The sequence below is a fragment of the Scandinavium tedordense genome (assembly GCF_024764965.1).
In the GTDB taxonomy this organism is placed as follows: Bacteria; Pseudomonadota; Gammaproteobacteria; order Enterobacterales; family Enterobacteriaceae; genus Scandinavium; species Scandinavium tedordense.
On the sequence record NZ_JALIGG010000044.1, the window covers coordinates 1 to 24,212 of the forward strand.

The 24,212-nt window shown below is 56.0% G+C and carries 24 protein-coding genes; 14 read left to right on the plus strand and 10 right to left on the minus strand.

All coding sequences use genetic code 11. From position 1 onward, the window contains the following. Positions 1-179: 179 nt before the first annotated feature. Complete coding sequence (locus tag MUU46_RS00885; RefSeq protein WP_258964504.1) at positions 180-788, plus strand: DUF1214 domain-containing protein; 609 nt, start codon at positions 180-182, stop codon at positions 786-788. 554 nt (positions 789-1,342) lie between these two features. Here MUU46_RS00885 and MUU46_RS00890 read toward each other — a convergent pair. Then, a complete protein-coding gene (locus MUU46_RS00890) occupies positions 1,343-1,603 on the minus strand; it encodes a SymE family type I addiction module toxin (RefSeq protein WP_159758246.1) in 261 nt (86 codons plus the stop codon). A 126-nt stretch (positions 1,604-1,729) separates the two neighbouring features. Continuing rightward, positions 1,730-2,923 carry an MFS transporter gene (locus MUU46_RS00895; RefSeq protein WP_258964505.1) on the minus strand — a complete coding sequence of 398 codons (1,194 nt, stop codon included), beginning with the start codon at positions 2,921-2,923 and terminating at the stop codon, positions 1,730-1,732. Between the two features lie 100 nt (positions 2,924-3,023). Between MUU46_RS00895 and MUU46_RS00900 the strand changes: the two genes are divergently transcribed. Then, on the plus strand, positions 3,024-3,893 hold the full coding sequence (locus MUU46_RS00900; RefSeq protein WP_159758242.1) for a LysR family transcriptional regulator: 870 nt from the start codon (positions 3,024-3,026) through the stop codon (positions 3,891-3,893). 46 nt (positions 3,894-3,939) lie between these two features. Here MUU46_RS00900 and MUU46_RS00905 read toward each other — a convergent pair whose 3' ends face one another. After that, the gene (locus MUU46_RS00905) at positions 3,940-4,383 is read right to left on the minus strand and encodes an NlpC/P60 family protein (protein WP_258964506.1); all 444 of its coding nucleotides are present in this window, start codon (positions 4,381-4,383) and stop codon (positions 3,940-3,942) included. A gap of 280 nt (positions 4,384-4,663) precedes the next feature. Here MUU46_RS00905 and MUU46_RS00910 point away from each other — a divergent pair, with 280 nt between their 5' ends. Further along, positions 4,664-5,008 carry a nitrous oxide-stimulated promoter family protein gene (locus MUU46_RS00910; protein WP_159758240.1) on the plus strand — a complete coding sequence of 115 codons (345 nt, stop codon included), beginning with the start codon at positions 4,664-4,666 and terminating at the stop codon, positions 5,006-5,008. A 15-nt stretch (positions 5,009-5,023) separates the two neighbouring features. Here MUU46_RS00910 and flhA read toward each other — a convergent pair whose 3' ends face one another. Genes flhA through hypA form a run of 6 tightly spaced genes read right to left on the minus strand, consistent with a single transcriptional unit; the run spans position 5,024 to position 10,753 of the window. Next, positions 5,024-7,099 (minus strand): formate hydrogenlyase transcriptional activator FlhA, encoded by a 2,076-nt coding sequence (gene flhA, locus MUU46_RS00915; protein ID WP_258964507.1) that lies wholly within the window; start codon positions 7,097-7,099, stop codon positions 5,024-5,026. Between the two features lie 39 nt (positions 7,100-7,138). Next, positions 7,139-8,149 carry a hydrogenase expression/formation protein HypE gene (gene hypE / locus MUU46_RS00920; RefSeq protein ID WP_258964508.1) on the minus strand — a complete coding sequence of 337 codons (1,011 nt, stop codon included), beginning with the start codon at positions 8,147-8,149 and terminating at the stop codon, positions 7,139-7,141. Continuing rightward, positions 8,146-9,267 (minus strand): hydrogenase formation protein HypD, encoded by a 1,122-nt coding sequence (gene hypD / locus MUU46_RS00925; protein ID WP_258964509.1) that lies wholly within the window; start codon positions 9,265-9,267, stop codon positions 8,146-8,148. The genes hypE and hypD overlap by 4 nt, the downstream gene beginning before the upstream one ends. Then, positions 9,267-9,539 carry a HypC/HybG/HupF family hydrogenase formation chaperone gene (locus MUU46_RS00930; RefSeq protein ID WP_258964510.1) on the minus strand — a complete coding sequence of 91 codons (273 nt, stop codon included), beginning with the start codon at positions 9,537-9,539 and terminating at the stop codon, positions 9,267-9,269. The genes hypD and MUU46_RS00930 overlap by 1 nt, the downstream gene beginning before the upstream one ends. Further along, positions 9,530-10,399: a hydrogenase nickel incorporation protein HypB gene (gene hypB / locus MUU46_RS00935; RefSeq protein WP_258964511.1), complete on the minus strand. Its 870-nt coding sequence runs from the start codon at positions 10,397-10,399 to the stop codon at positions 9,530-9,532. Before hypB ends, MUU46_RS00930 begins: the two co-directional genes overlap by 10 nt. A gap of 3 nt (positions 10,400-10,402) precedes the next feature. Beyond that, a complete protein-coding gene (gene hypA / locus MUU46_RS00940) occupies positions 10,403-10,753 on the minus strand; it encodes a hydrogenase maturation nickel metallochaperone HypA (RefSeq protein WP_159758228.1) in 351 nt (116 codons plus the stop codon). Between the two features lie 311 nt (positions 10,754-11,064). On the opposite strand from hypA, the gene MUU46_RS00945 reads away from it, so the two are divergent. Genes MUU46_RS00945 through MUU46_RS00990 form a run of 10 tightly spaced genes read left to right on the plus strand, consistent with a single transcriptional unit; the run spans position 11,065 to position 21,837 of the window. Further along, entirely contained in the window at positions 11,065-11,685 is a 621-nt protein-coding gene (locus MUU46_RS00945; RefSeq protein ID WP_258964512.1) for a 4Fe-4S dicluster domain-containing protein, read from the plus strand. Then, positions 11,685-13,700, plus strand: a complete 2,016-nt coding sequence (hyfB, locus tag MUU46_RS00950; RefSeq protein WP_258964513.1) for a hydrogenase 4 subunit B — start codon at positions 11,685-11,687, stop codon at positions 13,698-13,700. Before MUU46_RS00945 ends, hyfB begins: the two co-directional genes overlap by 1 nt. Positions 13,701-13,710: 10 nt before the next feature. Further along, a complete protein-coding gene (locus MUU46_RS00955) occupies positions 13,711-14,661 on the plus strand; it encodes a respiratory chain complex I subunit 1 family protein (RefSeq protein ID WP_309582930.1) in 951 nt (316 codons plus the stop codon). Positions 14,662-14,677: 16 nt separating this feature from the next. Then, the gene (locus MUU46_RS00960; RefSeq protein WP_258964542.1) at positions 14,678-16,117 is read left to right on the plus strand and encodes a hydrogenase 4 subunit D; all 1,440 of its coding nucleotides are present in this window, start codon (positions 14,678-14,680) and stop codon (positions 16,115-16,117) included. A 10-nt stretch (positions 16,118-16,127) separates the two neighbouring features. Next, positions 16,128-16,778 (plus strand): hydrogenase 4 membrane subunit, encoded by a 651-nt coding sequence (gene hyfE, locus MUU46_RS00965; RefSeq protein ID WP_258964514.1) that lies wholly within the window; start codon positions 16,128-16,130, stop codon positions 16,776-16,778. Between the two features lie 4 nt (positions 16,779-16,782). Then, complete coding sequence (locus MUU46_RS00970) at positions 16,783-18,372, plus strand: hydrogenase 4 subunit F (protein WP_258964515.1); 1,590 nt, start codon at positions 16,783-16,785, stop codon at positions 18,370-18,372. Beyond that, positions 18,369-20,102: a hydrogenase large subunit gene (locus tag MUU46_RS00975; protein WP_159758199.1), complete on the plus strand. Its 1,734-nt coding sequence runs from the start codon at positions 18,369-18,371 to the stop codon at positions 20,100-20,102. Before MUU46_RS00970 ends, MUU46_RS00975 begins: the two co-directional genes overlap by 4 nt. A 10-nt stretch (positions 20,103-20,112) precedes the next feature. Further along, entirely contained in the window at positions 20,113-20,673 is a 561-nt protein-coding gene (gene hyfH, locus MUU46_RS00980) for a hydrogenase 4 subunit H (RefSeq protein WP_258964516.1), read from the plus strand. Further along, the gene (locus tag MUU46_RS00985) at positions 20,660-21,427 is read left to right on the plus strand and encodes an NADH-quinone oxidoreductase subunit B family protein (RefSeq protein WP_159758195.1); all 768 of its coding nucleotides are present in this window, start codon (positions 20,660-20,662) and stop codon (positions 21,425-21,427) included. The genes hyfH and MUU46_RS00985 overlap by 14 nt, the downstream gene beginning before the upstream one ends. Next, the gene (locus MUU46_RS00990; protein ID WP_258964517.1) at positions 21,424-21,837 is read left to right on the plus strand and encodes a formate hydrogenlyase maturation HycH family protein; all 414 of its coding nucleotides are present in this window, start codon (positions 21,424-21,426) and stop codon (positions 21,835-21,837) included. The genes MUU46_RS00985 and MUU46_RS00990 overlap by 4 nt, the downstream gene beginning before the upstream one ends. A gap of 18 nt (positions 21,838-21,855) precedes the next feature. Here the strand turns inward: MUU46_RS00990 and MUU46_RS00995 are convergent, their stop codons facing one another. After that, a complete protein-coding gene (locus MUU46_RS00995) occupies positions 21,856-23,469 on the minus strand; it encodes a sigma 54-interacting transcriptional regulator (protein WP_258964518.1) in 1,614 nt (537 codons plus the stop codon). Between the two features lie 251 nt (positions 23,470-23,720). On the opposite strand from MUU46_RS00995, the gene hycI reads away from it, so the two are divergent. Beyond that, entirely contained in the window at positions 23,721-24,176 is a 456-nt protein-coding gene (gene hycI / locus MUU46_RS01000) for a hydrogenase maturation peptidase HycI (protein WP_159758189.1), read from the plus strand. Positions 24,177-24,212 lie beyond the last annotated feature (36 nt).

Sequence of the window (24,212 nt, forward strand, 5' to 3'; positions counted from 1 at the left end):
TTTGGCCATGGTGCGTGCGCTGAACAAAATGACGAAGGCAGGTATGCCAGAAAGTGTACGTATCGGCTGAGAGCCGGAGCTGTTACAGGGGAAACTCGCCTCAAATCTGATTTATTCAACAAAGCCCTTTTGAGATAAAATCAAAAACCGAGTTTGCGGCGATCGTGGTGCGCACTCAGGTGAATCCTGGCGATCCGCAGGATATTGACTATGTCCATAAGTTACAGGATGAAATATCCGTAAAATGGCCTGCAGGCACCAAAGTTAAGTCTTATACGCCTGTTGACTGGGATAAGGACAGCCTGATGACATTACGTAAACAATATCAGGCCGAGGCAGCGAAATTGCCTAACTTCAACGACACAGCCGGTGCACGGGGTAAAATTGATCCGAAGATGCTACGTCTGAGCGCCTCTGTCGCACTCGGTTTGCTTCCGGCAAAAGATGCTGTTTATCTCTACCGTGACTTTGGCCTGAGCGGTGATAAATGCTACAAAGCCACCTATAGCAAACCAGACTTTAACAAGGGCGGTTTCTTCTCCTTCACGATGTATGGTGCGGATAAATATCTGCACGATGAGAATTCTATTCTGAATAACCGGACCATTAAATTCGATCCAGATGGTAAATTCACTATTTACTATGGCCCTGAAAAGGTCTGTGGTACGCAGAAAAACTGGCTCCCGACGCCTGGGGATAACTGGTATCTGGGAATGCGTATTTATCGCCCTGGTGAGTCAGTCATTAATGGTTCTTATACCGTACCGACACCAGTTGAAGTGAAATAAAATTGCGAGCGCGGGTCAGATAGTACTGGCCTTTATGGACCCCGACGTCTTTGGCATCGGGGTGGTCAGGATCCGCCAGACAGTGCAGGGATGACGCTTACGAATGCAATGTATCTTGCAATCATTAAAGCAAAATAAGGATTTTATTTATGCTCTAAATTTTAATAGGTCAGATAACCTGTTTTCCGTGGCTATCTGACCCTGACCCAAAATCAGAGCAGTGCTCACATGAAGGAGGTCATCTCTCCTATTAAATGATGAAATGCGGTCAAATGAGATGATGATAAATATATAGGTTAAAATATAACTTTTCAGTTTATAACTAAAAAAATCCTTAAAAAACAGTATGGAAACACCAATGCATCATTGGCGTGTGGGCTTCGAAATTTTCAAGTGTGGTCATGGAGTTATGATGTCCATTTCGTTGAAAAACAATAGTATTCAGGCATTTTTCATGCGCGTAAGATGGCGCTATTGTCGCATGAACAGCGGCTTTCTCGCAGTAAAAACTGCGCTGGCAGTGGGCCTGAAACTTCAACAAAAAATGACATGCTTTAAGCCTCAATTGACAGCGTAATAGCTGAATACTGTGGCTTCAGAATCAGTTGTCCATACTGCACGCTCACGCAGACATTCACCCCGGTGGGGAATCCCGCCTGTTCAAGCCAGTTACCGCTGAGCACCAGACTTGGATGACTACTGTAATGACGCGTGCGTCCCGTTTTTGGATCCTGATGGCGTTTTCTGACGTAGCTCACTTTAATCTGACGCGCTTTTTTTACTGCATTTAGCCCTGATGCGTTGGGAAGATTCATCGCCATTCACTCCTTTGCCGTATGTGGCGCAGTATAAAAAGAACGGGAGATCAGTCCAGCATCTTGATGATGGAAAAATGCAAAATGCGCACTGCCTTCCTGAGAAAATGAAACGGTGCGGTCGTTTCAAGGATTACCGGATAGTTGCTCGGAAAATTCACAACGTGACCAGACGCATTTCGCCAGCGCCAGAGCAAGCATGGCGATCACCAGCCCAAGCGACAACGAAAACCACAGCGTACCGTCTATGCCCGCGTGGCTGCCCAGCCACGCCCAGGCAAAGGGGGACGCGGCTGCCAGCAACTGGCCGGGTATCAGCAGAATGCCGGTGCGTTCGGCGTACTGTTCCGGATTGAAGAGTTGCAGTGGCAGGGTGGCTTTCACCACGGTCATCAACCCGTTGACCGCGCCGTATCCGAGGGCAAACCCTGCAATAGCGGCAGGCGCAACGTTGGCGGTCAATGCGAGCAAAAAGCACAGCGGGATCAGTAACGACGTTATAACGGCCAGGCGGGCGGGCGTCAGGCACTGTCCGGAGAGTACATCGAGCAGCCGGGCACTCGTTTGACCCACGCCCCACAGCATTCCCACGGTGACGGGAAGGCCGAAGTTGGTGATTAGCTCAGGCAGATGTGTTGACGTTCCGTTTGAGACAAAGGTCATTAGCGCGATAAACAGGGCGTAGAGGATGGCAGGTAAGCGGGCCGTTGTATCCCGGGAGGCGTGGTGCGCTTGACGCTTTCGCGGTGACCGGCGATGAGGAATTGCCCGCAATAAACCCGTGTTGAGCAGTCCTGCGCAGCCATAGATAAACAGGGCCGTTTGCCAGGAGACATATTCCAGCAACAGGGTTCCCAGCGGCCAGAACACGACCGAGGCCAGGCCGCCAAACAGCGCGACTTGCGAAATCACCCGGCGCGCAGCGGGCCCGTAAAGGCCGACCAATACTGCGAACAGTGCGTCATACAGCGACAAACGCATCCCAATCCCGATAACGCCCCAGCCCGTAATCCACATTATTTTACTCGTGGAAAGCGAGAGCATAAAACACCCGCAGGCGATAAGCAGCGTGCCGGTCAGTACCAGTCGCTGGCCACCAAATCGCGCCAGTAGCCAGGCGGTGAAAGGGGAAATAGCCGCCATGATGAGCATCGCCATCGTTAACCCCCCGTAGATAAAAGAGGGCGACCAGCCGGTAGTGAGCATGATGGTGTGGGCAAAGGTGCCCGGCATATAAAAGGATATACCCCAGTTGATGAGCTGGCTCAGCCCGGCGCAGGTCGTCACTCGCAGATTGGGTGTCAGATAATCGCTGGTCATTGTTTTCTCTCAATGTTATTACAAAGGTATCCAGCCTATGCCGCTCACCCGTAAGATGGCAGGGGTGTAACCTGATGCAGCGTATGAGTAAAACTTTGAGATGACGTCCCTCAATTTGAGTCACTTAGCCACCTTTCGTCTTGTTGTTGGGCGTGGAAGTTTTTCCGCTGCCGCCGATGCGCTGGGCCTGTCGCAGCCTGCGGTCAGTCTGCATATACGTCAACTTGAACAAACGCTGCGAGCCCGGCTGGTTGAAAGGACCGGACGCGGCGTGACGGCAACTGCGGCGGGCCTCGCATTACTTGCTCACAGCGAGAGGATTTCGCAGGCCGTTGATGATGCGGTGCGTGCGGTGAGTGAAGTTTCGCAAGAGGTGAGCGGCCAGGTGCGAATTGGCACCGGCGCGACGGCGTGTATTCATCTGCTGCCGCCCGTGCTGCAATATCTGCGAGAGACCTTTCCTTCGCTGCAGGTTGGCGTCACGACGGGCAACACGGTTGATATTGTGCGGGCGGTGGAAGAGAATCGCCTCGATCTGGGATTGGTCACGCTACCTGTCAGCAGTCGTCAGCTGGTGGTTAACCGCTGCTGGGAAGAGGAATTTGTGTTCATTTGCCGGTCGGGCGAGGGGGCGATGCCATTCACACCTGACCGCCTGCACGCCTTACCGTTGATCGCTTTCGAAGAAGGCAGTGGAACGCGTATTCTCATCGATAGCTGGTTTTCTGCCAGCGGTCTGGCGATATCGTCGGTGATGGAATCGGGCAGCATTGAGGCGATCAAACGGCTGGTGAGGGCAGGACTTGGGGTGAGTATTGTGCCGCAGATGGCGGTTGAGAGTGCATTCGATCGCGATGGATTAGAGGTTCATTCGCTGATGCCCGTTCTACATCGACAGCTGGCGTTTGTGATGCGCCCGGACAAAATTCTCAGCAGAGGAATGGCGGAAGTGATTCGTCTGTTGTCGTAAGAAATGAAAAAACCCCGGTGATGTTCTGACATCACCGGGGTTTTCTTTAGGCGTTGGTGGTAATTCGACGAGCCGTTTCGTAGTGGGCTTGCCAGTAATTATTAGCGAGGCTTGAAATTGTTACCCCTTTTATTTTCGATGCATGGATAAATTCATTATTTCCCACATAAACACCGAAGTGGCGAGTTACTCTTGAGGTTTTAAAAAATACCAGGTCGCCAGGTTTCAGCTCATTCTGAGTAATATGAAAACCATGATGAATTTGCTCGCCGGTGGTGCGGGGCAGACTCATGTTCATTGAACCCTGAAAAACAGCCTGCATCAGCGCTGAGCAGTCGATTCCCCGATGAGACGATCCACCAAAATGATAGCGTGTTCCTTTCCACTGAGAATATTGATCGAGAATTTTTGATTTTATATTTTCTGTCGACGGCGCAGATATTTTCTGGGTCAGACTCTGATTATTTAACGTGGTCAGTTCTGATGGCATGTTAAACGCGAATGCGTGACCAGAAATAATTGTCGTGGTACACAAAACGAGAGCAAAGAAAGTTTTAGATAAATGCATAAAAGAGAATGTATTAAAAGAGCGAAAAATTCCTTACGAATAAAGGACTGGACTCCTCCCGGAAAGTGCGCAAATAACATACTACGCTCGTTTTTTGTCTAACGCCGTTCGGGTCTCTTTTTAGACACCGGGTCATCGGTTGCCTGGAATCCCCATATTAAAAAAGGTATTATTGATGCATCTTATGATTCGAGGACGCATCATGTCAGGAAGCCGTATTCGTAGAGAGAAACTGACGATTCGTCGGATGATTGCGCTCTATGCCAAACGCTGTCCGCAGGCCATTTCAGCGCCGGAGCACTATGTGGCGCTCAATGCCTATGCTGAAAAACGGCTCGACAAATGTGTCTTCGGGGAAGATAAACCGGCCTGCAAACAATGCCCGGTGCATTGCTATCAGCCCGCTAAGCGGGAAGAGATGAAACACATTATGCGCTGGGCAGGGCCGCGTATGCTGTGGCGGCATCCACTGCTGACGGTGCTGCATTTGATCGATGATAAGCGCGCGGTGCCTGAGCTACCGGAAAAATACCGACCGAAGAAATAGCGAAAATGCGCCGATTTACACCAATGTGCCTTTATCGATCCCCAGTCGCTTCATGCGTGACAGCAGCGTCGTCCGTTTGAGGCCCAACCGTTGAGCCGCGCCTTTCGGCCCGGCTACCACGCCGTTGGTTTCTTTCAGAATGCGAACGATCTGCTGTGTTTCATCTTCACCTTCCTGCGGCGGTTCACCCTGATTTACGCGCTGTGCAGTAGGGCGATACAGCATTTCCGACGGCGAAAATTGCAGCACGTGACCCGGCGTCAGCAAAACCGCACGCTCAATGACGTTCTCAAGCTCGCGCACGTTCCCCGGCCACGGCATTTCGCTCAGCGTGCGCAGCGTGCGGGCTGGAATGCTGTCAATCTGACGGCCAAGCCGCCGGGCAATTTTATGGGTGAAGGCTTTGGCCAGTAACGGAATATCCTCCGGGCGCTCGCGCAGCGGCGGCAGCTGGACAGGAAAGACGTTCAGGCGATAATAAAGATCGCTGCGAAAGGTCCGGTCTTCCACCATTTGCCGCAGGTCGCGATTGGTGGCGGCAATCAGGCGGACGTCAGTCCGAATCAGTTTGTTGCAGCCGAGGCGTTCAAATTCTTGATCCTGTAATACGCGCAGCAGCTTCGGCTGAAGCTCGAGCGGCATGTCGCCGACCTCATCGAGAAACAGTGAGCTTTTGTCTGCCAGCTCGAAACGTCCGACGCGCGGCGCGCTCGCCCCGGTAAATGCCCCGCGCGAGTGGCCGAACAGGTCGCTTTCCAGCAATCCGGCGGGCATCGCGGCGCAGTTCATTTTGATCATCCGCTGTTCACGGCGATGGCTCAGATGGTGAATGGCGCGCGCAATCAGCTCTTTACCGGTACCGGTTTCACCGAGAATAAGCACCGTGCTGTCGCTTTGCGCCACCATTTCCACCTGCTGCAGCACGGTAAGCATCGCATCGCTGCGTCCGATAATCTCACCAAACTCGTTATCCAGCGTGTTGAGCTGCTCGGTGAGCACTTTGTTTTCATCTGCCAGGCGCTCTTTCAGCCGCTGGATCTCCTGATATGCCAGTGCATTATCGACCGCAATAGACACCCGTCCGGCAATCTGGCGCAGAAGACGAAGATTGCTGGCAGTGAAAACCTGTTCGTTACGCTGGGCCAGTTTCAGCACGCCAAGCGTCGTGGAACCAGACATCAGCGGCAACAAGCACAGGCTTTGTAGCTCATTTCCCCACAGGGAAAATAGCTGGCGATCCCCTTGCGGTAGCTGATTCAGATTGGCCAGTGTCAGCAGCATCATTTGCTGATTTTTAAAGATTTTCTCGCTTAGCGAACCGCGTTCGTCCACTTCAGCTACATCATGCAGCGGCGCTTCACCGTCCAGATAATGGCTGGTGTACACGTCGAGCTTGCCCGGCTGCGGGCTGCGGAGCACCACGCTAATCGCATCAATGTGGAAATGATCGTGAAGGGCTTTTGCCACTTCACTGACCAGCTCGTCAATGTTGAGCCGCGACAGTACGGCGTTGGTGATATCCACCAGAATGCGGAAATTATCCCGCTCAAGGCGAAGCTGCTGACGATCGACGCTACGGCTTAGGCGGGTCAGGAACTGTTCGGTAACGATCGCCACCAGCTGAGTCAGCGTTTGCAGGCGCTGAAACTCTTTTTCGCTCCACACGGCGTCATTGCCACGGATAAACTCGCAGCCACCCACAATGCGGCCTTCCTGCGCCAGCGGGAGCAGGGCATAGCGACCAAATTCAGGATACAGGGCGCTATTCGTCAGCGTCGGCCAGGCGGCACAAAATTCGTGATAGCTGCAGTGGAGCGTATCAGGCCGGGTCAGTATCCGGTGAATCGGGCCCTGCGCCAGCAGAATTTCTTCGTCGCTTTTGCCGGACCCACGGGTGGCACTGGCGTGAAAACTCACGCGTTGATTTCCAGGCGGCCACAACAAAATAGCGACCCGTTCGGCAAGCCCGGCCTGTTTGACCAACTGCGTCAATGCTTCGCAAACGCCGGACAGATCGCGTTGTTGCAGCAAAGACCGGGTGATATCGAGCAGGCCCTGCTGGCCGAGATCGCTCATCGCTGTTGTTGACATAGTGCTTACCCACAATGCGCCGCTGGCGCGAAAATAGCGTTAGCAGATCCGCGGCAGCGGTTCGGCATGAGGTAAATCTAACGTGCGACGCACGCCGTAAAGCCCGGTCAGGTGCACGCCGCGGCGCTCGGTGATTTCGCCGATGATGGCGGCATCACAGCCTAAGGGGTGCGAGCGTAGCGTGGAGAGCACGCGCTCTGCATCTCCTGCGGACACACCTATCACCAGTTTGCCTTCGTTGGCGAAGTTCAGGGCATCAAGCCCGAGCAGTTCACACACACCGCGGACGGCAGATTTCACCGGCAGGCTGGCCTCATGCAACATCACACCACAGCCGCAGGCGGCTGCAAATTCATGGGCTACCGCGTTCACGCCGCCCCGAGTGGCATCACGCAATGCCTTTACGCCGGGAATGTCTCGCAGAGTCTGAATCAACGGCGTCAATACTGCGCAGTCGCTGCGCAAATCGCCGTCCAGCCCCAGTTGTTCTCGCAGGTTGAGAATGGCTGCGCCGTGATCGCCGAGGGTGCCGCTGACCAGCAGCATGTCGCCCGGCACCAGTTGCTGCGCACCCCAATGAATATCGGCTGGAATGGCACCCAGTCCGGCAGTGTTGATGAACAGTTTGTCCGCGGCACCGCGCGGCACCACTTTGGTGTCACCGGTGACGATAGCGATGTCGGCGGCTTTTGCCGTCAGTGCCATGCTGTTGACGACTTTTTCCAGAATCGCCATCTCCAGTCCCTCTTCGAGGATAAAACCGCAGGAAAGGTAGCGCGGTATAGCTCCGCTGACGGCGACATCGTTCGCGGTGCCGCAAATCGCCAGCTTGCCGATATCCCCGCCGGGGAAGAACAGCGGGTCGATAACGTAGCTGTCGGTGGAAAATGCCAGCCGGTCACCGCTGGCGGTGAGCGACGCGAGTGATAAACGGGCCTGATCTTCTTGTTCTGCCAACCACGGGTTATCGAATGCCTGCATGAACAAATCGTTAATCAGTTGCTGCATCGCCTGGCCGCCACTGCCGTGGGCTATTTGTACGGTTTTCATTGTTCACCTTCCTGACTTCGGTACTGATACCACGCCGCACAGGCGCCTTCGGAGGAAACCATCAGCGCGCCAAACGCACTTTGTGGATTGCAGACGCTGCCAAACAGCGGGCATTGATGCGGCTTACAGCGTCCGGTGAGCACCTCGCCACAGCGGGCGCGCGGGTCATCACATACCTGACGTGGCGGCGGCTGGAAATGGGCTTCGGCGTTAAAGTGCTGGTACTCCGGCATTAATTTCACGCCTGATTCGGCAATGACCCCGAGACCGCGCCATTCGCTGTCACCGTTGACGGCAAAAACGTCGGCTATAGCCGCCTGTGCCAGGGCATTGCCCGCATCCGGCACTACGCGGCGATACTGATTTTCGACGTGGTTTTTACCCGCGATTTTCTGTTCCACCAGCATGTTGACGCCCTGCAACAGATCGACCGGCTCAAAACCGGCAACCACCAACGGACGCTGATAATCACCGGCGATAAAATCGTAGCTGTGCGTACCAATCACCATGCTGACGTGGCCCGGTGCCAGAAAAGCGTCAATGCTGTTGTCCGGCTGCTCGAGCAGGCTGCGCAAGGTAGGAATCAGCGTGATGTGCTGGCAGAAGAAGAAGAAATTAGTCAGGTTCTGCGCTTTTGCTTGCTGTAAGGTGATCGCCGTCGCGGGCATGGTGGTTTCAAAGCCAAGGCCGAAAAAGACCACTTTACGATCGGGGTTTTCCGTCGCCAGGCGTAGTGCATCCATTGGTGAATAGACGATGCGGATATCAGCCCCGAGCGCTTTAGCCTGGGTCAGCGAACCATTTTTTCCCGGCACGCGCATCGCGTCGCCAAAGGTGCAAAAAATGACGTCAGGGTGGCTGGCGATGTCGATACAGGTGTCGATTCTGCCCATCGGCAGTACGCAGACCGGGCATCCCGGGCCATGAATAAACTCAATGTTGTCCGGCAAAAGCTGGTCGAGACCAAAGCGGAAAATAGCGTGAGTGTGTCCGCCGCAGACCTCCATGATCCGCAGCGGTCTTTCATGCGTATAGGAAAGAAGCGGGGCGCGGGTTTTCAGGTGCGCGATAAGCTGCATGACCTGCTCAGGCGCGCGGTATTCATCAACAAAACGCATCACCGATTCTCGCCCCACATCAGCGCGCCGACGTCGGGTTCGACGTCGAACATATTTTGCAACGCGGCCAGCGTCTCGCGGGCTTCGTGCTCGTCAATTACGCTCATGGCGAAACCGACGTGTACCAGCACCCACTGGCCCATGCGTGACTGGCCCTGCTCATCGATGATGCCGACCAGCGTCAGGTCGACGTCGCGCTGAATTCCGCAGACATCGATCTTCGCCTGGTTCCCGTCTATAGCGCAAATTTGCCCCGGAACGCCTATGCACATCGCTGTGTCTCCAGCCACGTCAGCCATGTGTCCATACCTTCTCCGCTGGTGGCGGATATCAGGATCACCTCAATGGCAGGGTTCACTTCTCGCGCATAGCTCAGGCACTTTTCGACGTCGAATTGCAGATACGGTAGCAGGTCGATTTTGTTCAGTAGCAGCAGGGACGCGGCGGCAAACATTTGCGGATACTTCAGCGGTTTGTCTTCGCCTTCGGTGACGGAGAGTACCGCCACTTTATGCCGCTCACCAAGATCGAAACTGGCCGGGCACACCAGGTTGCCGACGTTTTCGATAAACAGAATTCCGTTATCTTTCAGATCCAGGCGCGGGGCGGCGTCGGCAATCATCTGCGCATCGAGATGGCAGCCTTTACCGGTATTGACCTGAATCGCTGGGGTGCCGGTCGCGCGAATGCGGGCGGCGTCATTCACCGTTTGCTGGTCACCTTCGATAACCGCGCACGGCACGCTGGCGTTAAGGCGGGTCAACGTTTCAGTCAACAGCGTCGTTTTACCGGAGCCGGGGCTGGAAACCAGATTCAGCACCAGCAGTTCACGCGCGGCAAACTGCGCCCGATTGCGGGCCGCCAGCCGGTTATTTTTCTCCAGCACGTCAATTTCCACTTCCAGCATTTTGCGCTGGCTGATGCCCGGAGCGTGCGTCCCCGCTTCCCCGTGTCCGTAGTGCAAATCGCCCTGCGTAGACTGCTGTGGGCTGAATTCTGGCGTGATGCCGGTTATGGTGAGCGCCGGGCGCGAGGCGGGCGCAAACGGCGCACCGCGAAAGGCCGAATGCGGATTGTGCTCGTCGCCTTCTATATAGCGATTGCCATCCGCGCAGCCACAGGTTGTACACATACCTTATTCCTCAATGACTTCGATGCGCTGAATCTGAAATCCGTCATCAGCGACAATACGTAACCGGTCGCTGCCGCACTGTGGGCAGCGGCGAACGTGTTGCGAGATAAGTTTGATGTCCATCTGACATTCCGGGCACCAGCACTCCGCTGATTGTTCTTCAATGTGCAGCTGGCAGCCTTCCGCCAGCGTGCCGCGGCACACCAGCTCAAAACAGAAACTCAGGGATGAGGGCTCCACGCAGGAAAAGGCCCCGACTTTCAGCCAGACCGCCGTCACGCGGTTGGCAGCGTTGGCGAGCGCTTGCTGCTCGACAATTTCCAGCGCCCGCTGGCAAAGGGTGATTTCGTGCATAACGTTTCCCGTCAAATCTGGACTTCGCTTCCCTAAGCAAAAAACAGGCCATTATTTATTGTGTTGATTTTTATCGGTAAATCACTGAATGACAGATCTGGAATGACATTAGTGACGGTACATCGCCACAAATGACGGCGAGGCCAAATGACACAGAAAACGTCGATCGTCACAATCGTCGTCACGCTGACGATGACAGGCCCTGAAGGGAAAGCGTTAATCATAACTAATTGTTTAATAAGTAAGTTATTGGATGGCACGCAAATTGCTATACGAGCAGGATAATTTTCTTCCGCTTCAGAGGAATAACCATGAACCGCTTTGTGATTGCGGATCCTCAATGGTGCATCGGATGCAATACCTGCCTCGCGGCCTGCTCCGATGTCCATAAAGCTCAGGGGCTACAGCAGCACCCGAGGCTCACGATGGCGCGCACTGGTGACGACACGGCCCCGGTGTTATGTCGTCATTGCGAAGATGCGCCCTGCAAACGGGTGTGTCCGGTCAACGCCATTGCACTTGAGGACGATAGCGTCCAGATAAACGAAAGCCTGTGCATCGGCTGCAAACTCTGTGGCCTGGTGTGTCCGTTCGGGGCAATTACGCCTGCGGGCAGCACCCCGCTGAATATGCCCGCCCAGTTTGAGCACTACGTTCCGGCATCATTGCTCAGCGATGTGCCGGTCAGCCCTGACAGCATGCATCCGTTTTTGAGCTGGAATGCGGGTATGCGCACCATCGCCGTGAAATGCGACCTGTGCCATTTCCTGCCGCAAGGCCCGGCGTGCGTGCATTCCTGTCCGACAAAAGCACTGCACCTGATTGAGCCGCAGTCCATTGAGGCCCAGGCGAAACAGCGTCGGTCGCAAACTGCGCTGTCGATGCCGGAGACCTTGCCGGGTCAGGTGAATTTTGCAGGGGAGCAAAACTAATGGATTCACTGCAATTACTGATGTGGTCGCTGGCCCTGTACGTTGTCGGTGGCGTAGCGTCATTGCTGCTGCAAAAAAACGAAAGGCTCGCCATTCGTGTGGCGGGCATCAGTGCGATGCTCGGTGGCTTGCTCGGCCTGTGCAGCGCACTGCCGGTGTTGTTCAGCGGTGAAGTGCTGAACTGGAGTGCGGCAGGGCCGTTCCCGTTCGCCGCGTTTAGCGTGCGCATCGACAGCCTGGCGGCGTTTATGGTGACGGTGATTTCACTGCTGGTGATGCTCTGCGCCCTCTATTCACTCTCTTATATGCAGGAATATCTCGGCAAAGGCGCGGCGTCGATGGGGTTCTTTATGAACCTGTTTATCGCCTCAATGGTCGGGCTGGTGGTGATGGATAACGGCTTCTGGTTCATCATCCTGTTCGAAATGATGTCGCTGGCCTCGTGGTTTTTGGTCATCGCCGATCAGAGTGAAGAGTCAATCAAGGCCGGGCTGCTGTACTTCTTTATCGCGCATGCCGGGTCGGTGCTGATCATGGTGGCCTTCTTCCTGATGTGGCGCGAAAGCGGCAGTCTGGAGTTTGAATCCTTCCGTCATTTGCATCTTTCCGTAGGCCTGGCGTCGGTGGTGTTTATTCTCGCGTTCCTCGGTTTTGGGGCGAAGGCGGGGATGCTGCCACTGCACAGCTGGCTGCCGCGAGCGCACCCGGCAGCCCCGTCTCATGCGTCCGCGCTGATGTCCGGGGTGATGGTGAAAATCGGTATCTTCGGCATTATCAAAGTCGGGATCGACCTGCTTGGGGCGACCGAAAGCTGGTGGGGTCTGCTCGTGCTGGCGTTTGGTGCGGTATCGTCGGTGCTTGGCGTGTTGTACGCGCTGGCCGAACACGATATCAAGCGCCTGCTGGCATGGCACACCGTGGAGAACATCGGCATCATCCTGATGGGGGTTGGTGTCGGCATGGTTGGCATCGCTACGCACCATCCGCTGCTGGCGACCATTGGCCTGCTCGGCGCACTGTTCCATTTGCTTAACCACGCACTGTTTAAAGGGTTGCTGTTCCTTGGCGCGGGGGCGGTGATTTTCCGCGTTCACACCCGTGATATGGAAAAAATGGGCGGCCTCGCCAAGCTGATGCCGCTCACCGGCACCGCTTTCCTGATTGGCTGTATGTCCATTTCCGCACTGCCACCGCTGAACGGCTTCGTCAGCGAATGGTTTACCTACCAGTCACTGTTCACCATGAGCCATGACGGCGATTTCGCCATGCGTCTCGCGGGGCCGATTGCGATGGTCATGCTGGCGATTACCGGCGCGCTGGCGGCAATGTGCTTCGTCAAAGTCTACGGCATCAGCTTCTGCGGCGGTGCCCGCAGCGAGCAGGCGGAGCACGCGCGTGAAGTGCCTTGGCCGATGACCGCCGCGATGATCGTGATGGCGCTGCTGTGCGTGGCGTTAGGCGTCGGCGCGTCCGTTGTCGCACCGGTGCTGACGCAGGTGGCGACCTCGCTGACGCACACTTCAGATGTGATTGTCACCAATAACACCCTTCTGCAACCGGGCGACAGCGCTCAGGCGATGTTCTCTCCAGCCGTGACCTTCCTGTTATTGCTGGGCCTGCCGTTACTGCCGCTGGCGGTGTGGTGGGTACTGCGTGGCGCACGCGGGCCGTTCCGTCGTCGTGGCCAGCCGTGGGCCTGTGGTTACGCTTGGGAAGAGGCGATGTCGGCCTCTGCGGGTAGCTTCACTCAGCCACTGCGCGTGATGTTTGCTCCGCTGTATCGGATGCGCAAGCAGCTCGATCCTTCTGCCGCGTTAAGCCGCAGCCTGACCAAAGTCACCGATGGCGCCGCGGCGGTCGAACCGTTCTGGGACGACCGTATTATCTGGCCACTGGTGCGGCTTGTTCAGCGCGCCGGGGCGGGTATTCAGCGAATGCAGAGCGGGGACTTCCGCCTTTACTGCCTGTATGTGGTGGTGGCGCTGGTGGTTCTGTTACTGACCGTGGCTCTGTGAGGAGAATGAGATGTTAATCCAACAAACGCCTGCGTGGGGCATGGGACTGTTCGCCGTGTGTCAGGCGGTCATTCTGCTGGCGCTGACGCCGCTGATGACCGGCATTTCCCGCCAGATCCGTGCGCGTATGCACTCACGCCGTGGGCCTGGCATTCTTCAGGACTACCGTGACCTCGGCAAGCTGCTAAAGCGTCAGCCTGTCGGCCCTGATCAGTCCGGGGCGATGTTCCGCCTGATGCCGTGGGTGCTGCTCAGCAGCATGCTACTGGTGGCGATGGCACTGCCCGTTTTTACTGCTACCTCACCGTTCGGCGGGGCAGGGGACTTAATCACCCTGCTGTATCTGTTCGCACTGTTCCGTTTCTTTTTTGCTCTTTCCGGGCTCGACAGCAGCAGTTCCTTCGCGGGGATTGGTGCCAGCCGTGAACTCACGCTCGGCATTTTGGTGGAGCCGATCCTGCTGCTTGGCCTGCTGGTCGTGGCGCTGATCGTGGGCTCAACCAACATCGGCACCATCAGCGCTGTACTGGACCACGGCTGGAGTTCGCCGCTGGCAATCTTCATGGCTTTCCTGGCCTGCGGATTCGCGTCGTTTATCGAGATGGGCAAAATCCCGTTCGACGTCGCCGAAGCCGAGCAGGAACTGCAGGAAGGGCCGCTGACCGAGTATTCCGGTTCTGATTTTGCGCTGGTGAAGTGGGGGATTGGCCTCAAGCAGGTGGTCGTCGCCGAAATGTTCCTCGCAGTGTTTATTCCGTTTGGCAAGGCCGTGAGCCTTAGCCCGACCGCGCTGTTGCTGGCGCTGGTCGTGATGGTCATCAAGCTGCTGGTGGTATTCGTGCTGGCATCGCTGGTGGAAAACTCGCTGGCGCGCGGACGCTTCCTGCTGACGCATCACGTGACCTGGCTTGGGTTTGGCGTCGCGGCGCTGGGCTTCGTCTTCTACTTTACCGGTCTGTAAGGAGCCCCGTGAAATGATGGAAAATATCGCTCTGACGACCCTGCTGGTGCCGTTTGTCGGCGCGCTGCTGACGGCCTGTTCGCCAAAGCCGCAGGCGAAAAGTATCTGCACCGTATTTGCGTTGCTGGCCACGCTTGGCACCGTGGCGCTGGGCTGGCAGTTCCTCGCGGGGGGCAAAACCGACGCCACTTATACACTGGTGAGCTATCACGGCGTGGCGCTGTTTGGTTTCACCGTTGACCGGATAAGCACCCTGATTGCATTTGCGGTGGTGTTCCTCGGTCTGCTGGTAAGCCTCTATTCCACCGGGTATCTGACCCGCGGTAACCGTGAACATCCGCATGACGGGGATAACCGCTACTACGCCTTCCTGCTGATTTTTATCGGTGCGATGGCGGGGTTGGTGCTGTCGTCCACTCTGCTCGGTCAGCTGCTGTTTTTCGAAATTACCGGCGGCTGTTCCTGGGCGCTGATTGGCTATTACCAGACGCAGAAATCGCAACGTTCAGCGATGAAAGCGCTGCTGATTACCCATGTGGCATCTCTCGGGTTGTATCTCGCCGCTGCGACGCTATTCATCAACACCGGCACCTTCGCGCTGAGCGCGTTAAGCCAGTTGCAGGGCAGTGCCAGCTACATCGTTTACGGCGGCATCCTGTTCGCTGCCTGGGGTAAATCTGCCCAGTTGCCGATGCAGGCCTGGCTGCCGGATGCGATGGAAGCTCCGACCCCAGTCAGTGCTTACTTACATGCCGCGTCGATGGTGAAAGTGGGTGTTTACATCTTTGCCCGCGCCATTCTGGAAGGCGGCAACGTACCGCACGTCATTGGCTGGGTGGGTATCGTGATGGCGACCATTACGATGGTGTACGGCTTCCTGATGTACCTGCCGCAGAAGGACATGAAACGCCTGCTGGCGTGGTCAACCATTACCCAGCTGGCGTGGATGTTCCTCGCGTTATCGATGGCGGCGCTGGGCTCAAAACAGGCCCTCGACGGCGGCATTGCCTACATCTTCAACCATGCCTTTGCCAAAAGCCTGTTCTTCCTGGTGGCGGGTGCGTTCAGCTACAGCTGCGGGACCCGCTTACTACCGAAGCTGCGCGGGGTGATGAGCAAATCGCCACTGCTCGGCATCGGTTTCTGCGTGGCCGCGCTGGCGATTGCCGGTGTGCCGCCGTTCAACGGCTTCTTCAGTAAATTCCCGGTCTTTGCCGCGGGCTTCACCCTCTCAACTGAACACTGGGAACTGATCCCGGTAATGGTGCTGGCGCTGGTGGAATCGGTAGCAAGCTTTGCCTGGCTGATTTACTGGTTTGGTCGTGTGGTCCCTGGGGAGCCGAGCCCGGAAGTCGTGCAGATGGCGCCGCTTCCGTGGGCGATGCGTGCTGTTTTGGTCGTGTTGGTAATCATGTCGCTGGTTTCCAGCGTAATTGCCTCGATGTGGCTTAATTAAGGAGACGACGATGACCGGAGCCTTACTCGTAAATAATCTCGCCGGGCTGATGATGGTGACGTCGCTGCTGGTGATTGGTGCGAAGCATCCGCGTGGAGCCTGCTGGTGCTACGCCCTGCAATCGCTGGTGCTGGTACTTATCTTTTTCACGCTTTCACGCACGCTTGATTCCGAACAACTGCTGATGTGGTCCTTCAGTGCGCTGCTGACCAAAGTCATTCTGGTGCCGCTAATCATGGGTTTTGCGCTGCGTAAGCTCAACGACCCGAAGGCCGATGCCAGCCTGATTAGCCCGGTACTGTTGATGCTGGCCGCCGCGGTGATTGTGGTGATGTGCTGGCTGGTGGTACGACCGGTACAGCTCCCGCTGCTGCAAGGGTTGAAGCCCGCACTGGCGGTGGCGCTCGGTCACTTCCTGTTGGGGCTACTGTGCATCGTGACCCAACGCAACATTCTTAAGCAGGTGTTCGGTTACTGCCTGATGGAAAACGGGTCGCATCTGGTGCTGGCGCTGCTGGCGAATAAAGCGCCGGAACTGGTGGAGATTGGGATCGCCACCGACGCGATTTTCGCGGTGATCGTCATGGTGCTGCTGGTGAGAAAAATCTGGCGCACGCTCGGCACGCTGGATGTCAATCAACTGACGGCGCTGAAGGGATAACACAATGAGTCATTCTGCAATTTTCACTTTGTTACTGCTGACGCCACTGGTGTTTTCGCTGCTTGCATTTGCCTGCCAGCGTCTCGGCACGGCATCCCGTCTGGCGGTCACGCTGCTACACGGCGTGGGCATTGTTATGCTGTTAGCGGTGACGCTGTATGCCGTGGCGCTGGTTTATCGCCAGGGCGAGATGTTCTCCACCAATCTGTGGCTGCATGTCGATAGTTTGAGTGCGCTGTTCCTGGCGATCCTCGGGATTATCGGTTTTCTTACCGGCCTTTACTCAATGGGCTATATGCGCCACGAGGTCGACGAAGGTGAGATTTCCGTCGCCACGCTGTGCAACTACTACGGTTTCTTCCACCTGTTTTTGTTCACCATGATGCTGGTGGTGACCAGTAACAACTTGATTGTGATGTGGGCGGCGATTGAAGCCACCACGCTCAGCTCAGCGTTTCTGGTGGGGATTTACGGTCAGCGCTCGTCTTTGGAAGCCGCGTGGAAGTACATCATCATTTGTACCGTTGGCGTGGCGTTCGGCCTGTTCGGCACCATTCTGGTGTACGCCAATGCTGCCAGCTTCATGCCGGATCCGCACAACGCTATTTTCTGGAGTGAAGTGCTGAAACATGCCAGTCAGCTTGATCCGACGTTGATGCATCTGGCGTTTGTGTTCGTGCTGATTGGCTTTGGTACTAAAACCGGGCTGTTCCCGATGCACGCCTGGCTGCCGGATGCCCACAGTGAAGCGCCGAGCCCAACCAGCGCCTTGCTGTCAGCCGTGCTGCTCAACTGCGCGCTGCTGGTGATTATCCGCTTCCACATCATCATCACTCTGTCGATTGGCTCCTCGTTCACCAACATGCTGCTGGTGATTTTCGGTCTGTTGTCGGTCGCGGTGGCGGCATTTTTCATTCTGGTTCAGCAGGACGTGAAACGGCTTCTGGCTTATTCCAGTGTGGAAAACATGGGGCTCATCGCCGTGGCGCTTGGCATTGGTGGGCCGCTCGGCGTGTTGGCGGCGCTGCTGCATACGCTCAATCACAGCCTGGCGAAAACGCTGCTGTTTTGCGGTTCCGGTAACGTGCTGTTGAAGTACGGCACCCGCGACCTCGGCGTGGTGCGCGGCATGCTTAAACTGATGCCGTTCAGCGCGGTGCTGCTGGCCGCTGGCGCGCTGGCGCTCGGCGGAATGCCGCCGTTCAACGTCTTCCTGAGTGAGTTTATGGTGGTGACGGCAGGTCTGGCCGCCGGACATATCTGGTTGACTATTGGCCTGCTGCTGCTGTTAACCGTCGTGCTGGGTGGGCTGGTTCGCATGATCGCCTGTTTGCTGTTCGGCAGCGCGCCGGAAGCGACCAGCCGTGGCGAGCTGGGTCTGCTGACGACTTTACCGATGGCCATTTTGCTGGTGCTGATGCTGGTGATGGGCACCCACATTCCGCAGCCGGTCAGCCGCCTGCTGGAACATGCCGCGTCGATTGTGATGCATCAGTCCCCGCAGCAAGAATTTCAGTGGCCGTGGGCGGGTAAAACTGCCGCTGCCACTAACCACAGTCTTTGCACCCGCGAGTGCGCTGGAGAAACGAAGTGAGTTATCAACAATATATGAACGGCCTCGCGCAGGGCGATGTACGCGGTTTGGGTTATCTGGCGGCTGTGCGGGAGAAATTTCCCGGCGCGGTGCTCGACGAAGAGCGTCAGACGAACGATCAGGTGACCATCACCGTCAAAATTGGTCATCTACCTGAAATCGTTGAATTTCTCTATTACGGCTGCGGCGGCTGGCTGCCGGTGCTGTTTGGCAATGATGAGCGCACGCTCAACGGTCATTTCGCAGTCTACTACGCGATGTCGATGGAAGAAGGCGAGAAGTGCTGGGTGGTGGTGAAAGGCCTGGTCGATCACTCGCTTGAGTTCCCGTCCGTTACCCCGCGTGTTCCAGCGGCGGTATGGGGTGAGCGTGAAATTCGCGATATGTATGGCCTGAAACCGATTGGCCTGCCGGACGAGCGCCGCCTGGTGCTGCCAGATGACTGGCCTGACGACATGTACCCGCTGCGCAAAGATGCCATGGACTATCGCCAGCGCCCGGCGCCGACCACCGAAACGGAAACCTATCCATTCATCAACGATGGCGACAGCAAAGCGCGCGTGGTGCCGATTGGCCCGATGCACATTACCTCGGATGAACCGGGCCACTTCCGTCTGTTTGTAGACGGCGAAACCATTGTGGATGCCGACTACCGACTGTTCTATGTGCATCGCGGCATGGAAAAGTTGGCCGAAACCCGCATGGGCTACAACGAAGTGACGTTCCTGTCTGACCGTGTGTGCGGCATCTGCGGGTTTGCGCACAGCGTGGCTTACACCACCTCGGTGGAAAATGCTCTGGGCATCGTGGTGCCACAGCGTGCGCACACTATTCGTTCCATTCTGCTGGAAGTGGAACGCCTGCACAGCCACCTGCTGAACATTGGGCTGTCGAGCCACTTTGTCGGGTTTGATACCGGCTTCATGCAGTTTTTCCGCGTGCGTGAAAAATCCATGCAAATGGCAGAGCTCTTAACCGGCTCACGTAAAACCTACGGTCTAAATCTGATCGGTGGTATTCGTCGAGATATCCTGAAAGAGCAGCGCATTAAAACCATCCAGCTGGTGCGCGAGATGCGTGCGGAAGTGACGCAGCTGGTCGACATGCTGTTGTCCACCCCGAACATCGCCCAGCGTACGCAAGGGGTCGGCATTCTCGACCGCCAAGTAGCGCGCGATTACAGCCCGGTTGGCCCGCTGATCCGTGGCAGTGGTTTCAAACGCGATATGCGTTTTGACCACCCGTATTCTGATTACGGCAATCTGCCGAAAACCCTGTTTGCCTATGATGGCGGCGACGTATTCTCCCGCGTGATGGTGCGCGTGAAAGAGACGTTTGACTCGCTGGCGATGATTGAATATGCGCTGGATACCATGGGTAACGGCCCGCTGCTGACCGAAGGTTTCACCTATCAGCCGAACAAATTTGCGCTCGGTTATGTAGAAGCTCCGCGCGGGGAAGACGTGCACTGGAGCATGCTCGGTGATAACCAGAAGTTGTTCCGCTGGCGTTGCCGCGCGGCGACTTATGCTAACTGGCCGGTGCTGCGCTACATGCTGCGCGGGAATACCATATCCGATGCGCCGCTGATCATCGGCAGCCTCGATCCCTGCTACTCCTGCACCGACCGCGTCACGCTGGTGGATGTTCGCAAACGTAAGTCCACTACCGTGCCGTACAAAGAGATCGAACGCTACAGCATTGAGCGTAAACACTCGCCGATCAAGTAAGGATTAAACGATGCTGAAACTGTTTAAAACTATCCTGAAAGCGGGCGAACCGACGGTTAAATACCCGTTTGCACCGCTGGACATCAGCCCCGATTTTCGCGGCAGGCCGGAGCTTGACCCACAGCAGTGTATTGCCTGCGCGGCGTGCACCATGGCGTGTCCGGCGAATGCGCTGACGATGGAAACGCATCCGGAAAGCAACGAGCGAATTTGGCAGTTGTTCATCGGGCGCTGCATTTTCTGTGGTCGCTGCGAAGAAGTGTGCCCGACGAAGGCGATCCGCCTGACCAATGATTTCGAACTGGCAGTGACGAACAAAGCTGATTTGTACGTCAAAGCGGTGTTTCGCTTGCAGCACTGCGAAATGTGCACGCTGCCGTTCTCCCCGGAGAAATCGGCCCAGTATGCGGTTGAACTGCTGCGGCAGTCCGGCGTGAGCGACGAGGCGCTGGCAGGCATGGGCACGCAGTTTACGACCTGCCCAGCGTGCAAACGCCAGCGGACGTTGAGCCAGCACGATCGTCAGATGTTCAGTTCAATCGGTGCGGAGAAAAGCAATGAGCGAGTTTAATCATCACGCCAGCCAGCCGATAACGCTGGCAAACGGTGCGGCGCGCATGAAGCAGACCCTGCTGAAAGACATCAAGCGTTCAGCTTACGTGTATCGCGTTGATTGCGGTGGCTGCAACGGCTGCGAGATCGAGATTTTCTCGGCGATCACCCCGGTGTTCGATGCCGAGCGTTTTGGTATCAAAGTGGTGGCTTCCCCGCGTCATGCCGATATTTTGCTGTTCACCGGGGCGGTGACCCGTGCGATGCGCGTTCCGGCGCTGCGAGCCTATGAATCGGCACCGGATCCGAAAATCTGTATTTCCTATGGAGCGTGTGGCGTCGGTGGAGGGATCTTCCACGATCTCTACTGCGTCTGGGGAGGCAGCGATACGATTGTGCCGGTTGATGTGTGGATCCCTGGTTGTCCGCCAACGCCTGCGGCGACGATCCACGGGTTTGCCGTGGCGCTCGGTTTGCTGGACCAAAAGCTGAAAGGCGTTGAACACGTGCAGGGCGAAAGTGAAAAACCGGCGCTGATCCTGCCTGATGTCCCGCTGCAGTTGCGGGTGTCCGTTGAGCGTGAAGCGCGAAGGATGGCGGGCTATCGGCAGGGGGGGGATATCAGCTTGAGTCTGCTGTCGCTCATTCAGCATAAGCAGCCGCAGCAAGCGGCGCATGATGTCTCCGTCTGGCTGCGGAAAGAGAACGATCCGCGGCTGACTGAGATTGTGAACGCACTGATGGCGGTGATTGCCGGGGAGGTGATGGCGTGAACGACATTGGAAAAGTGACGTTCTGGTCGCTGCGTCAGAAGTTCGTCGACAGCGACGAAGACATGCCCGCTGAAAGCCAGCAGGTCATGTATTACTCGCTGGCAATCGGCCATCACGTCGGCATGATCGACTGTCTGAAAACGGAGCTGGAATGTCCGCTGGAAGGCTACACGGAATGGCTGAAACAGCTGCCGGTGGGCGATGCGCGGCGTAAACTGCGTGGCCTGCTGACGTTTGGGGAAATCACCATTGATTCCACTCACACGTCGCTGCTGGCCAATGCGCTGTCGCCGCTGAGCATTAGTGGCGATGAGCCTTATAAAAGCTGGAGCCTGCGGTTGATTGAACTGCTGGCTGAGATCGAACGTGAACCGGCTATCTATCTGATCGTCAAACGCCAGCTGGCGTAATCACCGCGCGGGAGGCTGTTACAGATCCCGTGTGTTGATCCCCAGGCGCTGCATTCTCGACAGCAGCGTCGTTCGCTTCAGCCCCAGTTTCTGCGCCGCTCCTTTTGGCCCCGCGACAATCCCGTTGGTTTCCCGCAATGCCAGGATTATCCGTTCCCGTTCTCCCTCATCCGTTTCCGGAGTTTGCGGGTTAAACATTGGCGGCAGTTTGATGGTGGGGACCTGAACGCGGGTTGTCTGCGCCGTCGACGATGGCATTTTCAAATCGTTGAGCTGCAAATTCAGCGTGTTGCCCTGGGTGAGGATCACCGCACGTTCAATCACGTTTTGCAATTCACGCACGTTGCCCGGCCACGGATACTGGCACAGCGCCTGAAGTGATGCAGCGGGAATGGTATCAATATTTTTGTTCATCCGCGCCGCCAGCTTCTGAGTGAACCAGGTGGCGAGCAGCGGGATATCTTCTGGCCGTTCACGCAGTGGCGGGATCACAATCGGGAAGACGTTCAGGCGATAGAACAGGTCACTGCGAAAAGCGCGTTCCTGAACCATCTCATGCAAATCGCGGTTGGTGGCCGCGATCATTCGGACGTTTACCGGAATAACTTTGCTGCCGCCAAGGCGTTCCACTTCACGCTCTTGCAGCACGCGCAGCAGTTTTGGCTGGAGTTCGAGCGGCATATCGCCAATTTCATCGAGGAACAGCGTGCCACCGTCGGCCATTTCAAAACGGCCGATGTGCGTATTAGTGGCTCCGGTAAAAGCCCCTTTCTCATGACCGAACAGGTCGCTTTCCAGCAGGCTCGCCGGAATGGCGGCGCAGTTCATTTTGATCAGCGGATGGCTGTTACGCTGGCTAAGTTTGTGAATGGCGCGGGCGATAAGCTCTTTCCCGGTTCCGGTTTCGCCGAGTAGCAGCACGGTGCTGTCACTGGTCGCCACCATTTCCACCTGACGCAGCAGGTTTTTCATCGCCACGCTCTGGAAAATAATATCATTCAGGCTTTCGACATTTTGCAGCTGCTCGTTAAGCCAGATATTTTCTTGTTTTAACGAATCTTTTAGCCGGGTAATTTCATTCCAGGCGTTGGCATTATCCACTGCAATACTGATGCGCGACGCAATTTGACCCAACAGCGAACAGACTGCCGGAGTAAATGCGCTTGCATCGGTATGCGCGAGAATAAATATTCCGGGTGCGTGGGTATTAAAGGTTAGCGGCAGAAGCAGCGCGGCCTGCATCCCTGCGGAAAATAAATCCTGCAACAGCGGGTCGCGCAGGTTTTCGTGCAATGCAACGGCCTGAGGCTGGCCGTTATCCAGCACATTTTTCAGCACACTCAGGGCAATCGGGTAGGTTGTTTGTTGGCAATAATGATGGCCGTCAGGCTGCCAGTTGCAGGCGGTTACCGGAAGAGCGTCTGTCGTTTCAGCATCGAAGAAGGCAATCGATACGCAGGGAATCGCGAAGAAACGGTGAATGTCCTGGGCGATGGCGCTGACCAGACCTTCCCGGTCGAGGTGTGCCAGAACCGAGTTGGTGATATCCACCAAAATGCGGTATTCATCGCGTTCGTCTTTTAACTGATGAAAGAACTCCAGTAATTCAGGATCAACTCCAGAATTGATCATGGCAATCAATTGATTATTCCATTCCGTATTTGAAATGGGAATGGTTCTTATTTTCTTGCCACTCAATTTCTTTACATCATTCATCGTTTCAGCCTGTTTTCGGAAAATTGCAGAGCGTTGGGATGCGTCTGCAATGCTATTTGAGATCATTATTTTTGGGCTGCGTGCAATATAAGATACCCCCTTAGGATCATTCGTTGATATCAATGGGTAGTTTGCTCATTCAGACCATTTTTTATTGGGAGAAAAGCGTGTCCAACGTATTACTGTGTGTCGGCAACAGCATGATGGGCGACGACGGCGCCGGACCGCTGCTCGCGGAAATGTGTGCCGCAGCGCCAAAAGGTGACTGGCAGGTGCTGGACGGTGGCAGCGCGCCGGAAAGAGAAGTGGCGGCGATTCGCGAAATGAAGCCGGAGTGCTTGTTGATTGTCGATGCCACCGACATGGGGCTGGAGCCAGGCGAGATACGTATTGTCGATCCTGACGATATTGCCGAGATGTTTCTGATGACTACCCACAATATGCCGCTCAACTATCTGATTGAACAGTTGAAAGAGGATGCGGGCGAGGTGATATTCCTCGGCATTCAGCCGGATATTGTTGGCTTCTATTATCCGATGACCGAGAAAGTGAAAGCGGCGACGGAGGTGGTGTATCAGCGGCTGGAAGGGTGGGTCGGTGATGGCGGGTTTGAGCGGTTGTAATGAAGCGTTGGCCCGGTAAGCGTTAGCGCCACCGGG

What these genes read in the sequence shown, in the direction of transcription:
- MUU46_RS00890 (WP_159758246.1), bottom strand. Translation starts at nt 1,603, where the DNA reads ATGAATCTTCCCAACGCATCAGGGCTAAATGCAGTAAAAAAAGCGCGT.
- MUU46_RS00895 (WP_258964505.1), bottom strand. Translation starts at nt 2,923, where the DNA reads ATGACCAGCGATTATCTGACACCCAATCTGCGAGTGACGACCTGCGCC.
- MUU46_RS00900 (WP_159758242.1), top strand. Translation starts at nt 3,024, where the DNA reads ATGACGTCCCTCAATTTGAGTCACTTAGCCACCTTTCGTCTTGTTGTT.
- MUU46_RS00905 (WP_258964506.1), bottom strand. Translation starts at nt 4,383, where the DNA reads ATGCCATCAGAACTGACCACGTTAAATAATCAGAGTCTGACCCAGAAA.
- MUU46_RS00910 (WP_159758240.1), top strand. Translation starts at nt 4,664, where the DNA reads ATGTCAGGAAGCCGTATTCGTAGAGAGAAACTGACGATTCGTCGGATG.
- flhA (WP_258964507.1), bottom strand. Translation starts at nt 7,099, where the DNA reads ATGTCAACAACAGCGATGAGCGATCTCGGCCAGCAGGGCCTGCTCGAT.
- hypE (WP_258964508.1), bottom strand. Translation starts at nt 8,149, where the DNA reads ATGAAAACCGTACAAATAGCCCACGGCAGTGGCGGCCAGGCGATGCAG.
- hypD (WP_258964509.1), bottom strand. Translation starts at nt 9,267, where the DNA reads ATGCGTTTTGTTGATGAATACCGCGCGCCTGAGCAGGTCATGCAGCTT.
- MUU46_RS00930 (WP_258964510.1), bottom strand. Translation starts at nt 9,539, where the DNA reads ATGTGCATAGGCGTTCCGGGGCAAATTTGCGCTATAGACGGGAACCAG.
- hypB (WP_258964511.1), bottom strand. Translation starts at nt 10,399, where the DNA reads ATGTGTACAACCTGTGGCTGCGCGGATGGCAATCGCTATATAGAAGGC.
- hypA (WP_159758228.1), bottom strand. Translation starts at nt 10,753, where the DNA reads ATGCACGAAATCACCCTTTGCCAGCGGGCGCTGGAAATTGTCGAGCAG.
- MUU46_RS00945 (WP_258964512.1), top strand. Translation starts at nt 11,065, where the DNA reads ATGAACCGCTTTGTGATTGCGGATCCTCAATGGTGCATCGGATGCAAT.
- hyfB (WP_258964513.1), top strand. Translation starts at nt 11,685, where the DNA reads ATGGATTCACTGCAATTACTGATGTGGTCGCTGGCCCTGTACGTTGTC.
- MUU46_RS00955 (WP_309582930.1), top strand. Translation starts at nt 13,711, where the DNA reads ATGTTAATCCAACAAACGCCTGCGTGGGGCATGGGACTGTTCGCCGTG.
- MUU46_RS00960 (WP_258964542.1), top strand. Translation starts at nt 14,678, where the DNA reads ATGGAAAATATCGCTCTGACGACCCTGCTGGTGCCGTTTGTCGGCGCG.
- hyfE (WP_258964514.1), top strand. Translation starts at nt 16,128, where the DNA reads ATGACCGGAGCCTTACTCGTAAATAATCTCGCCGGGCTGATGATGGTG.
- MUU46_RS00970 (WP_258964515.1), top strand. Translation starts at nt 16,783, where the DNA reads ATGAGTCATTCTGCAATTTTCACTTTGTTACTGCTGACGCCACTGGTG.
- hyfH (WP_258964516.1), top strand. Translation starts at nt 20,113, where the DNA reads ATGCTGAAACTGTTTAAAACTATCCTGAAAGCGGGCGAACCGACGGTT.
- MUU46_RS00985 (WP_159758195.1), top strand. Translation starts at nt 20,660, where the DNA reads ATGAGCGAGTTTAATCATCACGCCAGCCAGCCGATAACGCTGGCAAAC.
- MUU46_RS00995 (WP_258964518.1), bottom strand. Translation starts at nt 23,469, where the DNA reads ATGATCAATTCTGGAGTTGATCCTGAATTACTGGAGTTCTTTCATCAG.